The following is a 14,842-nucleotide window of genomic DNA, read 5'->3' on the forward strand; positions in this document are numbered from 1 at the left end:
GCTGGATGGTTCTCCGCTACAATGACCGGGGAAGAGCATCGTTGGAATCAACATGCCGACTATTCGAGGACCATTCGGACCATATCGCTTTTTCTTCGTGAGTTTCGACTGCGCGGAACCCCCACATGTCCACGTCCAGCGTGAGCGACGTGTATGTAAATACTGGCTGGATCCGGTCCGTTTGGAACGTAACCATGGTTTTGCACCAGCGGAACTCAACGTCATTTGGCGGCTCGTACACACGCATCGCTCGTTGCTGCTGGAGGCTTGGCATGAACACTGTAGCGGTCATTCCTGAACCCAAGGCGAAGGACGTACAGGTCACGGACGAAGAGATCCGTGTTCACTTGGTCGATGGGCGCAGGATCAGCATCCCCTTGGTTTGGTCATGGCGACTGTGCACAGCAACGCCGGAGCAGCGCAACCGGTTCGAACTCATCGGCGATGGAACGATCATCCATTGGCCTGAGGTCGATGAAGACATCAGCGTGGAAAGCCTCCTGTGGGGAACCCCGGCACCACGGCCACGCGCGGTGTCGCCATCCTGATCCCCGCGCATCGACCAGCACGACGAAAGCGAAAGCAGATGAGCGCGACGCGCGTCCTGCTCGTTACCCGCAACCTTCCGCCGCTGCTGGGTGGCATGGAGCGGTTGAACCTGCAACTGGCCATGGCGCTCGCCGAACGCGCCGAGACGCACGTCCTCGGCCCCATGGGCGCGGAAGCGTACCTGCCGCCGACGGTCACGCTGCACGCGGTGCCGCTGCGTCCGTTGCCACGCTTTCTCGCCAGCGCGTTTGCGCGCACGATGGCGCTCGCGCTTCGGCTACGGCCCGAGTGGATCGTGGCCGGTAGCGCCCTCACCGCGCCCATGGCGCTCGCCGCGGCCCGTGTCTCGGGCGCACGCGCCGCCGCCTACGCACACGGGCTCGACCTGGCCGTGCCGCATCCGGTGTATCGCGCGCTGTGGCATCCTGCCATCCGCCGGCTCGATCGGCTCGTCGCCAACAGCGGCTACACCGCCGGGCTCGCCCGCGCGCTCGGCGTGCCGGACGGGCGGCTGGCCATCGTGCATCCCGGCGTCGACCTCCCGCCGCCCGATCCCCAAGCCCGCGCCCGCTTTCGTGTCCGGCACGGTCTGGGCGAGCGGCCCGTCCTACTCTCGGTCGGGCGCCTGACGGCGCGCAAGGGCCTGCGCGAATTCGTGCGCGAGGTGCTGCCCCGCGTCGTCGCCCGCCGGCCGGACGCGGTACTCGTGGTGGTGGGCGACGTGCCGAAAGATGCCCTGCATGCCCAAGCCCAGATGCCGGAAGCCATTCTCGAAGACGCCCGCCGCCTAGGCCGCGATCGCAACCTGCGATTCACCGGCCCCCTCGTCGGCCCGGCGCTCGATGAAGCCTGGTACGCCGCCGACGTCCACGTTTTCCCCGTGCGCGAGATTCCCGGCGATCCGGAAGGTTTCGGCATGGTAGCGATCGAAGCGGCCGCGCACGGCGTGCCGACGGTGGCCTATGCCACGGGCGGCGTGCCCGACGCCGTGGCGCACGGCCAAAGCGGCTACCTGGTGCCGCCCGGTGACGCCGCCGCCTTTGCCGATGCCGTGCTGCGATTGCTGGATGCGCCTTTGGACGAAGCGGGCATCCGCGCGTTTGCCAAAGGGTTTGCGTGGGAGGTGTTTGGGGAAAGGGTGAGGCAGGTTTTACAGACAACGCCGCTCCCGGTCGGAGGCGATCGATGACGACGCCACGAGTCTGGTTCCCTGCCATCCGCTGCGGCAGCGGCGCCGATGTCTTCACCGAACGCCTCTGCGCTGCCCTCAACGCCCAAGGCATCCGCGCCGAAATCACCTGGCTGCCGCACCGGGCAGAGTATGCGCCGTGGAGCGTGCCCGTTCCCAAGCCGCCCGCCTGGGCGAACGTGGTGCACATTAATTCATGGCTGCCGCAGCGCTTTGTGCCGCCGGGGCTTCCTATCGTGGTGACGGTCCATTCATCCGTTCACGATCCCGCCTTGCTGCCCTACAAAAGTCGCCTGCAAGCGCTCTATCACAAACACTGGATCCATCCCATCGAAGCGGCCAACCTCGCACGCGCGCACTGCGTGGTTGCCGTGAGCCACTACACCGCTGCGCAAATCGAGGCGAGCTTCGGCATTCGCGACATTCAGGTCATTCATAACGGCATCGATTGCCAGGCGTTCACTCCCATCGCACGCACGGCGCCCAACCGCCCGTTTCGCCTGCTGTATGTGGGAAATTGGAGCGCGCGCAAGGGAGTTGATCTTTTGGGGCCGATCATGGAGCGCTTGGGTAACGGCTTCCTACTGCAATACACCGCCGATCGAAACGGCGCTCACACGCGCTTTCGGCTGCCGCCCAACTCGGCTTGCCTGGGGCGGCTTTCCGGAAAAGATCTGGTGCGGGCCTACCAAGAAGCCGACGCTTTGCTCTTCCCCAGCCGCCTCGAAGGATTGCCCCTTGTACCGCTCGAAGCCATGGCTTGCGGGTTGCCGGTCATTGCCGCCAAAACTTCCTCGCTGCCGGAGGTGGTGGAAGATGGAGTGACGGGGGTTTTGTGTCCGCAAGACGACGTGGCAGCTTTTGCTGCGCAGATAGGTCGATTGGCTGAAAACCCTGCCGCTTGGTGCGCCATGCGGCAAACGGCGCGACAACGGGCGACCAGCCGCTTCGATGAACGGGTGATGGTCCACCGCTATAGGGAAATCTATGGCGCCGTGATGGACTAGCCAGAAACCAGCGGCTCCAGCCATCGATAAGGCGCAGAGCGATAGCGCAATCGTAGGGTACATAACGACCATAACATCGCCCTGCGCAAAGGCGGCGCGTCCGCCGCCAGTGCGGAACTCGCCCACAGACGATAAGCCGTCCTACCCAGCCCCGCCGCCCGCACCGCGCATAAAAACCACTGCCGTGAGAATACCGAGCGAATTTCCTGCGGGAAGTGGCTTGCCAGTTTGCCCAACCATTCACCTGCCAGCTCAAGCTCCACGAGCGTGTCGATGGGCTGCGGGGCTCGCAGGCGTGCGTGCCGAGTCGCCTCGTCAGTATCGTGCGGGATACCAAGGCGCCGGAGATATTCTTGACGGATGCGCTGCGCAGCTTCTGACTGTGAGGCGTTATGCTGCCTGGAGATTTGGCTGGCGGCAAGGCGATAATCCATCAATACCAGCGGGACATTGCCCAGGCGACAGCAGGGCGCCAGGCGCGTCCAAAGCTCATAATCCTCTGCATGAGGATAATCCGTGCGATAACCGCCATGGCGTTCGAGCACAACCTTGCGCATGAGCACCGAAGGATGCAACAACGGCGGCTGAAACAACAACTCGGCTTGGATGACTTCAGGCTCGGTCGGCGGCCGCATCGTGCTGCGCCGCCATCCGGCGATGCGCCGATACCAGCTTCCGCAGACATCGAGGTCGTGCGCCTCAAGATAGGCGATCTGACGTTCGAGCCGCTGCGGATAGGCCCAGTCATCGTCGTCCATCCGCGCAAGATAGACCCCCCGGCTTGCCTCGATGAGCTGGTTCAAAGCGCTTGCCAGCCCCAGGGAAATCTCAGTGCGCAAGATACGAAGCCGCTGATCGTGCGCGGCAATTTTTTCCAGCAAGGCAAACGTGCCATCGGTCGAGCCGTCATCCAGGACGAGGATTTCCAAATAGGAATAGGTTTGCCGCTGGATACTCGCCAGTGCCCGTTGCAAGCTTGCTGCACGATTGCGGGTAGCCAGAATCACCGAAACCAGTTCAGTCACGCCACTGCTCCCAGGCTTCTTGCAGCAGCGCCTCCCACTTCGGCACGATGTATTCAGGCGTGAAATCGCGGGCCCGCGTCAATCCCGTCTGGATGAATCGAGCGCGCAGCTCAGGATCAAGCAACAGTTGGGCAATGGCCGCTTGCATAGCTGGCTCGTCGCCTTCAGGCACCAACACGCCGGCTTCTCCATCGCGCAAAATCTCGCGCGGCCCTGCGGGACAATCCATTGCCACCGCAGGCACCCCAGCCGCCAAGGCCTCTAGCAACACGAGTGCAAACCCCTCGTAGCGGGAACACAGCGCGAACACCGTGGCATGCGCCAACCAGTCGGTCACGTTGTTCACGTGACCCGGCAGAAAAACTGTCTCACCGACCCCGAGGCGCGCGATTTCTTGCTCAAGCGCGGGGCGATCCGGCCCCTCTCCCAGGATCACCAGATGCTGCGGGATTCCGCTGGCGAGCAGACGCGCGTGGATGCGCACCAAGCGATCGAAGGCTTTTGACCTCAGATCCAAGCGGCCGACGCCCATGATGACTGGACGACGGAAAATGAGGCCGTCAGGGGCGCCGGTATCTGCCGTTCGATACGACGGGTCGAGGACGAGGAAATTTTCGATTACCCGCCACTGCGCGGCCAGCGGCATGCCGCCAAGCGCCGCGGCCAGCGAGGCGCAAGCGCCACGGGATGGAAAGACCACCCAAGGCAACCGACGATAGACGAAACGGCTCACCCAACGATCCATGGGACTCAAATGCCTTTGATGCATCTCGAAAGCAGTGTGCATCCAAGAAAGGAACGCGCGCCTGGCGAGCTTGGCCGCCAGGAACCCATAGGTCGTGGCGGCGCACTCTACCCCGCCGATGACGATGTCGGCTTCGTGCGCCAACTGGACAAGACGTCCAAGCGCCTTTACCTGCCCGCTGGGGCCGCGTTGCCCCAGCGTCGTGATCTCGAGGCCGCTACAGACCGCCTCATTCAGTACCCGATCGCGATCGAAGAGCACGGCCACACGCACCGGCCAACCGCGTGTTTGCAGCTCGGTGGCCAGGTATAGGTTCATCGATTTCGCCCCACCGGGCTTCGGATCGGGAATGACGAACAGCAAACGCGGTTTCTTCATTTGTGCGCCAAGGCCACCAAGGCAATGTCGTAGCAACGGGGCATATCGTAATCATTCAATAGGTACACCGCCTTGTGCACGACTCTGTTGAGATGCCAGCGCAAACGGTTCAGCAGGCGCAAAAGGGCCCGGTGTGGGCGGCGCCAGGACCAGAACAACCTGGGCGCCTGAGATTCAAACGTGACGCAGGATGCGCTGAACCCCGCCGCTTCCAAGACCTGCAACAGCGAAAACTCGGTAAAGGGCGTGATATGAGTGAAATCGATGGCCTGATGAAAAGGACCAACCAGACATGCCAAATTGGGGACGCGTATTCGCAGCTTTCCAGCCGGCGCCAGAAGGCGATGAAACTCGCGCAGAATCGAAATGGTTTCTTCGCGCGGCAGGTGTTCCAGCACGTCGTGAAAGAAAATCAAATCATAACTGGCCGCAGGCGCTCGTTTGATCCAATCACGCACATCGGCCTGGATCAATTGGGCATGGTCGCCCAGCCGAGCCCGAGCACTTTCGAGAAGCTGCGCCGAGAGTTCCACCCCTGTCAACTGGCTAAAACCAACCCGACGCAGCGCTTCGAGCCAATGACCTTCGGCACACCCCACATCGAGCACGCGCGCATTTCTGGGGATGGTGTCGATCCATGCGGGCAAGCGGTCGCGCTTGAGCCGTTCGAGATCGTCCGGCAGGCGATCTCGATACGCCCCCATTTTGTAGTATCGGGCGTAATTGGCGAACAACTCCTGCTGTGGATCATTCACTTTTGTCTCCTCATCCAGCTTGTCATCAGCAACAGCGCGACCAGTCCAATCTCGTTCGCATACGTCGCCATAATGGCACCCTGCATGCCGAAAGCGGCGACCAAGACGGCGGTCATGACAACGCTCAGCACAGCGCCGCTTCCATACACCCAACCGAGAAGATGACTGTTTCCAGGCAACGTGAGCGGATAATTGATAAGGTTTCGCAAAACTTGCACGGTTGGCAGCCAAGCCAGCGCGCCCAGCAACGCGGCAGTGGCTTCGAATCCCTCCCCTAGAAGATGCGGCAATAGCGGCGCCACCCAGACCAACGCAGCCCCCGCGCCCATGGCAAGCAGCATCAGCACGCTGCCCGAAATGAACAAACGCCGCCCAAAATTTTTCTCCATATAAAGTCTAGGCCAGAGCGCCTCCAATAGCGCCTGCAAGGGCAGGCTCGCCAGATCGACCGCCCGCTGCGCCACGCCAAAGCTGCCTGCCTGGCCATAACTCGCCCGGGCAAGCAGCGGTTTGTTGAATTCGGCTTGCAGGCGAAACGACAGCGCGCCGATCGTGAAAGGAAAACTCTCGCGGGCCATGCGCCAGTCGCGCTTTTGTGGCCATACCGGCCGATGCCCGGCCACGAGCCGGCGCGCAAGGAACGCGGCATAGATCGCGCTCGATGCTGCGTAAACCCAAAGCCAGCCGACCGGATCCACCGCGCCCAGGGCGGCATAGAGCAGCAGCGCGGCCAGACGGGCAAGGATCATGCCGGCCAGGATCGCTCCGAAAGCGCCCACCCGATGCCGGGCCTGCTCGACCCGGGCAGCGAGTTCGAGGAACGAGGCCGCACCGATCTCTGCCAGGGCAAACGCCGCGAGGGCGGCCAGCGGAATGCGCGAAGGCAGGCTCCAGGCAAGCAGCGCCGTGGCAGCCAAGGAACAGACGAGCGCCGCCGGCCACCACAGCGCGAGCGCCATGCCCAGCTGGCGGGGCAACGCTGCCGGTTCGCGCGCGCCGTCGCGCAGCAAGAGTCCCCCCAGCCCCAAGCCGGCGATGGGCGAGAAAAAGCCACTCACCGCCAAGGCCGTGACAAAAAGGCCGTAGCCCTCCACCCCCAGCACACGGGCGAGCAGCACGACCATCGCTGCCTGCGCCGCCGCGCGCAGCAGCAGCCAGCCGAACAAGCCGCCACTCGCGCGCAGGTAGCCGCCGGGGCGCCAGGTCAGGAGACGGTGCAGGACGAGGTTCAAGATCCCGCCGTCCGGAGGATTCGGAACATCGGGTTTTCCCGTGGGAGATGTGCTGTGCTCAGCATCATGCCGGGCATTCATGTCGCTTATTGTAGCCGCGCCGGGGCATTGCCGTGCACTCATCGCTGCGAGTCGAGCACGCGGTCCGCCTAGGTCTCGAGCTCCTCGCTCGTGGCCGAGTGTAGGCGGCCGCGGTGGGATTTTTTCCTCGACGACGAGCAGCCCCGTGCGGGCAAGTCCTTCGACGTCGCGTTTGCCTTAGCGTTTCAAGTCGCGGTAGAAGTTCTCGTGGGGACCGACGGCTTCGAGATAGACCAAGCGAACGCCGTCATCTCGGGTGTAGCCCAAGAGGTAGAGCTGACCGAGGCAGCGAAACTTGTAGACCCACAGATCCGAAAGGTCTCCTTTTTTCTTCTCGCCGATGTCGGGGTTTTGAGCCACGGTCTCGATGGCCGCATCGACTTCGGCCACCACGTTGTCGTGTAGCTTTTTGTAGATGCGAGCAAAGCGCCGAGTTTGCCGAACACTCCAGCTCATGCCTTGGCTGCTGAGCGGGGGACGAAGGCAGTGCTGTCTTCGCGCGGTTCGGCCATGCTCATCAGGCTCTCGGCAATGAAGGATGCGGGCAGATCCGGGTTGTCGAGCGCGGCGCGACCTACTTTGGCCCAGAATTCCAGCTGGCCTTGGACGGTACGGAACTCGGCCTTGGCTGCAGCGCGTGCAGCATTGACCAAGCGCTCATCGATACGCACAGACACCGTGCTCATCGCAATGCTCCATTGAATTTCAGGTTACCACAATTGTAGCATGCGCTACGATGCGGTCAAGGGCGGTCATCCGACGTCGCCAAGGTCGATTCTCGCCCAAGGGTCGAACCTGAATGGAAACGAGGTTCACAACCTGCCCTCCACCGCCTCCCTCGGGAGCACGTGTTTCACGTCATACACCACCCCGCCCGACTTCAGCCACGCCCGGATCGCCCCTGCCCCCATCTCGCGGTATTGCCGGTGCGCCACGGCGAGCACGATGGCATCATAGGATGTGCACCGCGGCTCTGGCACCATTCGAAGCCCATATTCCTGCCACGCCTCTTCCGGGTCGGCCCAGGGGTCGTGCACGTCGACGTTCATGCCGTAGTCTTGGAGTTCGGCGATGAGGTCGATCACGCGGGTGTTTCTCAGGTCGGGGCAGTTTTCCTTGAAGGTGAGCCCGAGGATGAGGGCGCGGGCGCCTTCGACGGGGTGGCGGCGCTTGATGAGGAGCTTGACCACGCGCCCGGCGACGTAGGCGCCCATGGCGTCGTTGAGCCGGCGTCCAGCGAGGATGATCTCGGGGTGGTGCCCGACTTCCTGCGCCTTGTGCGTGAGGTAGTAAGGGTCTACGCCGATGCAGTGCCCGCCCACGAGTCCGGGACGGAAGGGGAGGAAATTCCACTTGGTGCCGGCTGCCTCGAGCACGGCCTGGGTGTCGATGCCCAGTTTATCGAAGAGAATGGCGAGTTCGTTGATCAGCGCGATGTTGACGTCGCGCTGGGTGTTTTCGATCACCTTGGCGGCTTCCGCCACGCGGATGCTGGGGGCTTGGTGCGTGCCGGCGGTGATGATCTCGCGGTAGAGGGCGTCGACCCGTTCGGCGGCCTCGGGCGTGGAGCCGGAGGTGACTTTCTTGATGGTGGGAAGGCGGTGCTCGGGGTCGCCGGGGTTGATGCGCTCGGGGCTGTAGCCGACGGTGAAGTCACGGTTGAAGACGAGGCCGGAGGCACGCTCCAGCACGGGCACGCAGTCTTCTTCGGTGCAACCGGGATAGACGGTGGATTCATAGATGACGAGATCGCCCGGCTTGAGCGCTTTGCCCACCGTTTCACTGGCCGCGAGCAGCGCGGTGAGGTCGGGGCGCTTGTGCCGATCGATGGGGGTGGGCACCGTGACGATGAAGACGGTGCAGCGCGCGAGCTCCGCCGGGTCGTCGGTGAAGCGGAGGTGACGGGCGGCGGCGAGTTCTTCGGCGGAGACTTCGCGCGTGCGGTCGAGCCCCCGGCGCAGTTCTTCGATGCGGCTGCGCTTGAGGTCGAACCCGACCACGGGGCGGCGCTTGCCGAATTCGACGGCCAGCGGCAGGCCGACGTAGCCGAGGCCGATTACCGCCATAGGGGCGGCTGGAGAAGAGAGGTTCTGGGAATTGGCGTCGTGTCGGGCGTTCATGTCTATCATTGTAGCCGAGTCCTCATGAAGAGGGCATTGCTTGCGACCCGAACATCCGCTCCACCACCTCGCTCAGCCCCGAGACCCGTTGCGCCTCCGGCAAGGAGGAGAGATCCTTTTCCTGCCCCGGCGGTACGACGAGGTAGAGGGAAGGAATTCCCGCGGCGCGGCCGGCTTCGAGGTCGCTGAGCTTGTCGCCCACCAGGAGCGAACGGGACAAGTCGATGCCGTGCTCTTGGGCAGCGCGCAGGATCATACCGGGTTCGGGCTTACGGCAGGCGCAGGCGATGGCATAGTCCGACACGCTGCCCTGGGGGTGGTGCGGGCAGTGATAGATGCCGGCAAGCTCGATGCCCCGTTCGCGCAAGAAAGCGCGCATCCGTTCGTGCAGGGCGAGGACGTCGGCTTCCGTGCACAGGCCGCGGGCGACGGCCGATTGATTGGTGATGACGACGAGGAGATAGCCTTTCTGCTGCAGCTGGCGCAGGGCCTCGATCGCACCGGGCAGGAAGGAGAAGTCTTCCCAGCGATGGACGTAGCCGCGATCTTCGTTGAGGACGCCATCGCGGTCGAGGAAGACGGCGGGTTTGCCGTTCATGCTCGGTCTCAACGCCCCTGCCCTCCTCTCATCTGCTCGAAGAGTTTGAGCACGGCGATCGAATCTTCCTCGCCCAGGCCGGCGCCGACGAGGGCGTTGAACCATTGCGCGGCCACCGCCGACAGGGGCGCGGGAACGCCGCTGCGGTGGGCTTCGTCGAGCACGATGCGCATGTCTTTCTGGTGCATCCAGGCCTTGAAACCGGGACGGAAGTTGCGCTCGAGCATGCGGGCGCCGTGGTTTTCCAGCACGCGAGAGTAGGCCGAGCCGCCCAAGAGCGCCGTGCGCACGCGGCTGGGGTCGACGCCTTCGGCGCGGGCGAGGTTGAAGGCTTCGGCCACGGCCACCACGGTGACGCCGGTGAGGATCTGGTTGCAGGCTTTGGCGACTTGGCCAGCCCCACTCGAGCCGATCCAGGTGATGGTGCGCCCCATGGCTTCGAGCAGCGGACGTACGGTGGCGAAGGCGGATTCGTCGCCGCCGACCATGAACGTGAGCGTGCCCTCGATGGCGCCGATCTCGCCACCGGAGACGGGGGCATCGAGCATGAGAACGCCGCGCTCGGCGAGCCGCGCGGCGATGCGGCGCACGGCTTCGGGCGCGATGGTGCTGCAATCGACGTGGATGTGCCCCGGCTGGGCGCCGACGGCCACGCCCCGTTCCCCTAGAGTGACTTCTTCCACGTCCGGGGCGTCGGCCACCATGGAAAAAGTGATGCGCACGCTGCGAGCGAGTTCGGCCGGAGAATCTGCGGCGATGGCTCCGGCTTCGATGAGCGGCGCCATCGATTCCCTGCGGCGAGCCCAGACGTGCACCCGGTGCCCCGCGCGCAGGAGGTTGAGCGCCATGGGGCGCCCCATCAGACCGAGACCGATGAAACCGACGTCCATGAGAACTTCTCCCGCGAAAAAATGCTCCCTCTTGCTTTTGGTGAGGATAGCAAAAAACGGCGCGACATCTTGCTACACTACGCACTCTTTTCGCCCGTTTCGCAGTCGCCCCAGGAGCGAGATCGATGCCCGGCGGTTTCTATTTCATCATGGCCGCGCAGTTCTTCTCTGCGCTGGCCGACAATGCCCTATTGATCGTTGCGATGGGCATCTTGCGCCATATCGAGGCGCCGCCCGAATACGAACCGCTCCTGAAATTTTTCTTCACCCTTTCCTACGTGCTGCTCGCGGCCTTCGTCGGAGCCTTCGCCGACTCGATGCCGAAGTGGCGCGTGATGCTCATCACCAATTCGATCAAGATCGTCGGGTGTCTCCTCATCGTCTTCGGCGCACATCCCTTGTTGGGTTATGCCATCGTCGGCATAGGTGCGGCGGCCTATTCGCCGGCCAAATACGGCATCCTCACCGAGTACCTGCCACACCGCCTGCTGGTGGTGGCCAACGGCTGGATCGAGGGGCTCACCGTCGGAGCGATCATCACGGGAACGCTGCTCGGGGGCATCCTGGTCGCCCCGGGGGTGGTTGACCGGTTCGACGCCTGGTTCCCCTGGCTGCACAATGGCCTATGGGTATCCCTGTTCGTGGTGGTGCTGCTCTATGGGGTGGCGGCGGTATTCAACTTCTACGTGCCCGACACCGGCGTGGCGCACGTGCCACTCAAGAAAAACCCCTTGTATCTCCTGCACGAATTCGGACATTATTTCTCTCTGCTGTGGCGCGACAAACTGGGACAGATCTCGCTGGCGGTGACCACGCTCTTTTGGGGCGCGGGGGCGACGCTGCAGTTGATCGTGCTCAAATGGGCCGAGGTGAATCTGGGCATGTCGCTGTCGCAGGCCACGCTGTTGCAGGGGGTGGTGGCCGTGGGTATCGCGATCGGCTCGGTGGCCGCCGCAAAATGGGTGGCACTGCGCGAAGCGCCGCGAGTGGTCCCGCTGGGCATCCTCATGGGATTCGTGACGATCGGCATGGTGTTCGTGTATTCGCTCACCCTGGCCATGGTACTCATGATCGTCATCGGCGCGCTGGCCGGTTTTTTCGTCGTGCCGATGAATGCCATGCTGCAGCATCGTGGTCACATCCTCATGGGCGCGGGGCATTCGATCGCGGTGCAAAATTTCAACGAGAATCTGGCCATCCTAGTGATGATTGGACTCTACGCGCTGCTGTTGTATTTCGATGTATCGATCCATTGGGTGATCGCGCTCTTCGGGCTCCTCGTCTCGTGCACCATGATCGCCGTTTGGGCATGGCACCGCGCCAACCAGCGCCATATCGACTCGCTCCATTTGCTGGAGATGATCGACCGCCACTGAAGGGCGATTGGCCCGCGCGCCTGCCCGACGGTTTTCGCGGCGCCCGGCGTCGTCCTAACGGAAGTCGAAGAATTCGCGATGGAATCGGCGGCGCGCGTCGAATCCCACGGCGGTGAAGTCGCGCCGTAGCGCCTCGGCGAATCCCTCGGGGCCACAAAACCACAGGCTCGCCTCGCGCCATTGCGGCACGGCGGCGCGGATGCGCTCGCCCGTCAGCCGCCCGTCGCGCTGCGGCCAGACGAGATGCAGCCGCACCCCCGCCTCCGTGGCAAGTGCTTGCAGCCGCGCCTCGACGACCTCATCCGGCGCCGAGAGCGAATGGAAGTAATCGACCGGGCAGGGGGGCGAACCACGCAACGCTTTCTGCTGCAAAGCGGCGAGAAACGGCGTCACGCCCACCCCACCGCTCACCCAGATCTGGCGCGGTGCCTCGTCGTCAAAGGTAAAGCCGCCGTAAGGCCCCTCGAGATGCACCTCTTGCCCAGGCCGCAGCCGCTGCGGCAAGCTGCGAGTGTAGTCCCCCAACGCCTTGACGACGAAGGACAGTCGTGGCGAGCGCTCGTCCCAGGCGCTGGCGATGGTGAACGGATGGGCCTTTTCCTGCGCATCGAGCCCGAGAAAAGCGAATTGCCCTGCCTCATGCCCCGGCCAGTGCTGGGGCGCCACGGTGAGTGCGACCGCTCCCACGCCCGGTAGCGGCTCCACCGTTTCCAACCGCCCCGAGACGCGCCGCGTGGCGCCAATGCGCCCGGCGAGCTCGATGCGCTACCCCTGCCCGTCGACGAGCGCCCGGGCCCGGCATAGATCCTCCCAGGCCTTGGCCTTGTCGGCGGGGTTGCGCAGGAGGTAGGCGGGATGATAGGTGACCACGACGGGGATGTCGCCGTAGCGAAAGATTTGGCCCCGCGCCTGGGCGATCTTGATCTCTTCGCCGAGAAGGGCGAGCGCCGCCGGACGTCCCAAGGCCACCAGCACCCGCGGGCGCACCAGGGCGATCTGGCGAAAGAGGAACGGCGCACAGACCGCGATCTCCTCGGGCGTGGGCGTGCGATTGTCCGGCGGTCGGCACTTCACCGCGTTGGCGATATAGACCTGGGTGCGATCCAGCCCCAGGGCGAAGAGCATGGCGTCGAGCAATTTCCCCGCGGGACCGACGAAAGGCTCGCCGCGTCGATCTTCCTCGCGCCCCGGCCCTTCGCCCACGAACATCCAGCGCGCCTGACGGTTGCCCACGCCGGGCACCGCCTGGGTACGCGTACGGTGCAGCGGACAGGCGGTACAGACGCGGATCTCCGCTTCCAACGCCTCCCAGTCGAGCGTGGCGATACGAGCGGAGCGCTCCGGGTCGACGGTCCGTGCCGGAATGCCAACGGCAGGCGCAGCGGGCGTGGCAGGAACCGGGCGAAGATCCGGACGTTTGCCGGCCGGGCTGGAGGAGGGGCGAGACGGCTGCCCCGGAGCGCGTTCCCCGGCCGGCACGGACGATGCCGCCGCGGCCGCGGCGGGTTTCTGCGGCGACGTATCCAAGGTCTGGTCGGTCGGGGCCGCGACGGCAGAGGATTCTTGGTGCGCACCCTTGGCCTCACCCGCCTCGCCGGCCGCTCGCAAGCGGGTACGCAGACGCCACAGCGGCGTCAAGCCCATTTCCTCGAGTCGGGCAAAGCGCTCTTTTTCGTCGATCGGCACGCTCATCGAACGAGTTCCCGCTGCATCACCAGCGCGTCTTCCCTTGCCCCTTCCCGCGTGGCGTAATAGCCGCGACGCCGGGCGACGATGGCAAAACCGCTGCGCTGATAGAGGGCGATCGCCGCTTGGTTGGAGACGCGCACTTCCAGCCAGACCGTGGTGGCGCCGCGCTCGCGCGCCTCTTCGAGCGCGGCCTCCAGCATCTCCCGCCCCAGTCCCCGGCCGCGATGGGCCGGGTCGATCGCCAGGTTCAAGATCTCGGCCTCACCTGCGACGAGCAGCAGGATGAGAAAACCGACCGGTTCGGCCGCCGCGGTCGCGGGATCCTCCCCGGACAGCACTTCCGCCACCCAGCAGGCGTACCCGGCGGTGAGCGCCTCGCGGAAGCTCTTTTCGCTCCAAGGAGTTTCCTGCGCGGTGCGCTCGAGCGCCGTCACCCAGGGCAAATCGTCCTCGCGCATGGCACGCAGGCGCAGCCAATTCACGGCGCTGGCATCCTGCCCTGGCGCAAGGCAGCCTGCTCCTCGGCCGTGAGCGCCACCTTGTCGCGCACGTAGTAGGGCGCGGCCTCCCAGGGCGGAACCGTCCGCCCCTCGGCGAACGCCCGCCGCGCGAGCCGCAGCAGGTCGCGGGCCTGGACCGTGGCATCGAGCACGACCTCGAGCGCGCCGGCGCGGATGGGCTCCGGTAGCCTTGGCCACAGCGCCTCCATCCCTTGGCCGACGATATGCCATGGGCCATCCGCTGGAGGCAGGGGAACCGCCTCCGGTACCTCCACGCCCGCTTCGGTGAGCGATTCGAGGCGCCCCCCCGAGCAACGAAACCAGGCGTGATAGCATTGCCCCATGCGGGCATCGGCGAGCGCCAGCACCGTTGCCTCGCCCACCTGCGCCGCCAGCGCTTCGAGCGTACCGACGGGCACGAGCGGCAGCGACCACGGCATGGCGAGCCCTTGCGCCGTGGCGCAGGCGAGCCTCAGCCCGGTGAAGGCCCCGGGGCCGGCGCCAAACGCGATGGCGGAGAGCCGCTCCACGGTGAGCCCCGCTTCGGCGAGCACGGCGTGCACCGCGGGCAAGAGGTGTTCGGCGTGTCGGGCGTAGCCCTGCAGACGGCGCTCCCAGACGGTATCGCCACGCTGTAGCGCCACGGAGGCGATTTCGCCGGAAGTTTCGATCGCGAGCAGATCCATGCGGGCATTTTACCGCCGGGTG

At 64.7% G+C, this 14,842-nt stretch carries 18 protein-coding genes; 5 read left to right on the top strand and 13 right to left on the bottom strand.

Features of this window, described 5'->3' with window-relative positions; translation table 11 throughout:
- The first annotated feature begins 52 nt into the window (after window positions 1-52).
- From EPD81_RS10935 to EPD81_RS00935, 4 genes are read left to right on the top strand one after another with little or no spacing between them, the layout of a single operon-like run.
- Window positions 53-298, top strand: coding sequence for a DUF4160 domain-containing protein (locus EPD81_RS10935; RefSeq protein ID WP_142803570.1), 246 nt, complete (start codon window positions 53-55; stop codon window positions 296-298).
- Window positions 273-548 (top strand): DUF2442 domain-containing protein, encoded by a 276-nt coding sequence (locus tag EPD81_RS00925; protein ID WP_142803571.1) that lies wholly within the window; start codon window positions 273-275, stop codon window positions 546-548. The genes EPD81_RS10935 and EPD81_RS00925 overlap by 26 nt, the downstream gene beginning before the upstream one ends.
- 38 nt (window positions 549-586) lie before the next feature.
- A complete protein-coding gene (locus tag EPD81_RS00930; protein ID WP_142803572.1) occupies window positions 587-1,738 on the top strand; it encodes a glycosyltransferase family 4 protein in 1,152 nt (383 codons plus the stop codon).
- Entirely contained in the window at window positions 1,735-2,745 is a 1,011-nt protein-coding gene (locus EPD81_RS00935) for a glycosyltransferase family 4 protein (RefSeq protein WP_142803573.1), read from the top strand. The genes EPD81_RS00930 and EPD81_RS00935 overlap by 4 nt, the downstream gene beginning before the upstream one ends.
- Here the strand turns inward: EPD81_RS00935 and EPD81_RS00940 are convergent.
- The 9 genes from EPD81_RS00940 to EPD81_RS00980 all read right to left on the bottom strand — a co-directional run bounded on the left by EPD81_RS00940 (window position 2,742) and on the right by EPD81_RS00980 (window position 10,569).
- On the bottom strand, window positions 2,742-3,770 hold the full coding sequence (locus tag EPD81_RS00940) for a glycosyltransferase family 2 protein (RefSeq protein ID WP_185955315.1): 1,029 nt from the start codon (window positions 3,768-3,770) through the stop codon (window positions 2,742-2,744). The two genes, EPD81_RS00935 and EPD81_RS00940, sit on opposite strands and share 4 nt — an antisense overlap.
- On the bottom strand, window positions 3,763-4,893 hold the full coding sequence (locus tag EPD81_RS00945) for a glycosyltransferase (RefSeq protein ID WP_142803575.1): 1,131 nt from the start codon (window positions 4,891-4,893) through the stop codon (window positions 3,763-3,765). The genes EPD81_RS00940 and EPD81_RS00945 overlap by 8 nt, the downstream gene beginning before the upstream one ends.
- Complete coding sequence (locus tag EPD81_RS00950; RefSeq protein ID WP_142803576.1) at window positions 4,890-5,648, bottom strand: bifunctional 2-polyprenyl-6-hydroxyphenol methylase/3-demethylubiquinol 3-O-methyltransferase UbiG; 759 nt, start codon at window positions 5,646-5,648, stop codon at window positions 4,890-4,892. The genes EPD81_RS00945 and EPD81_RS00950 overlap by 4 nt, the downstream gene beginning before the upstream one ends.
- Window positions 5,645-6,880 carry a lipopolysaccharide biosynthesis protein gene (locus tag EPD81_RS00955; RefSeq protein ID WP_185955316.1) on the bottom strand — a complete coding sequence of 412 codons (1,236 nt, stop codon included), beginning with the start codon at window positions 6,878-6,880 and terminating at the stop codon, window positions 5,645-5,647. Before EPD81_RS00955 ends, EPD81_RS00950 begins: the two co-directional genes overlap by 4 nt.
- A gap of 258 nt (window positions 6,881-7,138) precedes the next feature.
- Window positions 7,139-7,417 carry a type II toxin-antitoxin system RelE/ParE family toxin gene (locus EPD81_RS00960; protein ID WP_142803578.1) on the bottom strand — a complete coding sequence of 93 codons (279 nt, stop codon included), beginning with the start codon at window positions 7,415-7,417 and terminating at the stop codon, window positions 7,139-7,141.
- On the bottom strand, window positions 7,414-7,647 hold the full coding sequence (locus EPD81_RS00965; protein ID WP_028874509.1) for a hypothetical protein: 234 nt from the start codon (window positions 7,645-7,647) through the stop codon (window positions 7,414-7,416). The genes EPD81_RS00960 and EPD81_RS00965 overlap by 4 nt, the downstream gene beginning before the upstream one ends.
- Window positions 7,648-7,773: 126 nt before the next feature.
- Window positions 7,774-9,081 carry a Vi polysaccharide biosynthesis UDP-N-acetylglucosamine C-6 dehydrogenase TviB gene (gene tviB / locus EPD81_RS00970; protein ID WP_255446467.1) on the bottom strand — a complete coding sequence of 436 codons (1,308 nt, stop codon included), beginning with the start codon at window positions 9,079-9,081 and terminating at the stop codon, window positions 7,774-7,776.
- 22 nt (window positions 9,082-9,103) lie between these two features.
- A complete protein-coding gene (gene gmhB / locus EPD81_RS00975; protein ID WP_142803579.1) occupies window positions 9,104-9,679 on the bottom strand; it encodes a D-glycero-beta-D-manno-heptose 1,7-bisphosphate 7-phosphatase in 576 nt (191 codons plus the stop codon).
- A gap of 8 nt (window positions 9,680-9,687) precedes the next feature.
- Entirely contained in the window at window positions 9,688-10,569 is an 882-nt protein-coding gene (locus tag EPD81_RS00980; protein WP_142803580.1) for an NAD(P)-dependent oxidoreductase, read from the bottom strand.
- Window positions 10,570-10,694: 125 nt separating this feature from the next.
- Here EPD81_RS00980 and lplT point away from each other — a divergent pair, with 125 nt between their 5' ends.
- On the top strand, window positions 10,695-11,945 hold the full coding sequence (gene lplT, locus EPD81_RS00985) for a lysophospholipid transporter LplT (protein WP_142803581.1): 1,251 nt from the start codon (window positions 10,695-10,697) through the stop codon (window positions 11,943-11,945).
- Between the two features lie 54 nt (window positions 11,946-11,999).
- Here the strand turns inward: lplT and EPD81_RS00990 are convergent, their stop codons facing one another.
- From EPD81_RS00990 to tsaB, 4 genes are read right to left on the bottom strand one after another with little or no spacing between them, the layout of a single operon-like run.
- Window positions 12,000-12,650 (bottom strand): hypothetical protein, encoded by a 651-nt coding sequence (locus EPD81_RS00990; protein ID WP_255446479.1) that lies wholly within the window; start codon window positions 12,648-12,650, stop codon window positions 12,000-12,002.
- Between the two features lie 60 nt (window positions 12,651-12,710).
- Window positions 12,711-13,637: a uracil-DNA glycosylase family protein gene (locus EPD81_RS00995; RefSeq protein WP_142803583.1), complete on the bottom strand. Its 927-nt coding sequence runs from the start codon at window positions 13,635-13,637 to the stop codon at window positions 12,711-12,713.
- The gene (rimI, locus tag EPD81_RS01000; protein ID WP_221929155.1) at window positions 13,634-14,116 is read right to left on the bottom strand and encodes a ribosomal protein S18-alanine N-acetyltransferase; all 483 of its coding nucleotides are present in this window, start codon (window positions 14,114-14,116) and stop codon (window positions 13,634-13,636) included. Before rimI ends, EPD81_RS00995 begins: the two co-directional genes overlap by 4 nt.
- Window positions 14,113-14,820: a tRNA (adenosine(37)-N6)-threonylcarbamoyltransferase complex dimerization subunit type 1 TsaB gene (gene tsaB, locus EPD81_RS01005; RefSeq protein WP_142803584.1), complete on the bottom strand. Its 708-nt coding sequence runs from the start codon at window positions 14,818-14,820 to the stop codon at window positions 14,113-14,115. Before tsaB ends, rimI begins: the two co-directional genes overlap by 4 nt.
- Window positions 14,821-14,842 lie beyond the last annotated feature (22 nt).

This window comes from Tepidiphilus sp. J10, from assembly GCF_006980785.1.
Taxonomy (GTDB): domain Bacteria; phylum Pseudomonadota; class Gammaproteobacteria; order Burkholderiales; family Rhodocyclaceae; genus Tepidiphilus; species Tepidiphilus olei.

Coding starts and splice junctions, on each gene's coding strand:
- EPD81_RS10935 (WP_142803570.1), top strand. CDS start 53: ATGCCGACTATTCGAGGACCATTCGGACCATATCGCTTTTTCTTCGTG.
- EPD81_RS00925 (WP_142803571.1), top strand. CDS start 273: ATGAACACTGTAGCGGTCATTCCTGAACCCAAGGCGAAGGACGTACAG.
- EPD81_RS00930 (WP_142803572.1), top strand. CDS start 587: ATGAGCGCGACGCGCGTCCTGCTCGTTACCCGCAACCTTCCGCCGCTG.
- EPD81_RS00935 (WP_142803573.1), top strand. CDS start 1,735: ATGACGACGCCACGAGTCTGGTTCCCTGCCATCCGCTGCGGCAGCGGC.
- EPD81_RS00945 (WP_142803575.1), bottom strand. CDS start 4,893: ATGAAGAAACCGCGTTTGCTGTTCGTCATTCCCGATCCGAAGCCCGGT.
- EPD81_RS00960 (WP_142803578.1), bottom strand. CDS start 7,417: ATGAGCTGGAGTGTTCGGCAAACTCGGCGCTTTGCTCGCATCTACAAA.
- EPD81_RS00965 (WP_028874509.1), bottom strand. CDS start 7,647: ATGAGCACGGTGTCTGTGCGTATCGATGAGCGCTTGGTCAATGCTGCA.
- tviB (WP_255446467.1), bottom strand. CDS start 9,081: ATGAACGCCCGACACGACGCCAATTCCCAGAACCTCTCTTCTCCAGCC.
- gmhB (WP_142803579.1), bottom strand. CDS start 9,679: ATGAACGGCAAACCCGCCGTCTTCCTCGACCGCGATGGCGTCCTCAAC.
- EPD81_RS00980 (WP_142803580.1), bottom strand. CDS start 10,569: ATGGACGTCGGTTTCATCGGTCTCGGTCTGATGGGGCGCCCCATGGCG.
- lplT (WP_142803581.1), top strand. CDS start 10,695: ATGCCCGGCGGTTTCTATTTCATCATGGCCGCGCAGTTCTTCTCTGCG.
- EPD81_RS00995 (WP_142803583.1), bottom strand. CDS start 13,637: ATGAGCGTGCCGATCGACGAAAAAGAGCGCTTTGCCCGACTCGAGGAA.
- tsaB (WP_142803584.1), bottom strand. CDS start 14,820: ATGGATCTGCTCGCGATCGAAACTTCCGGCGAAATCGCCTCCGTGGCG.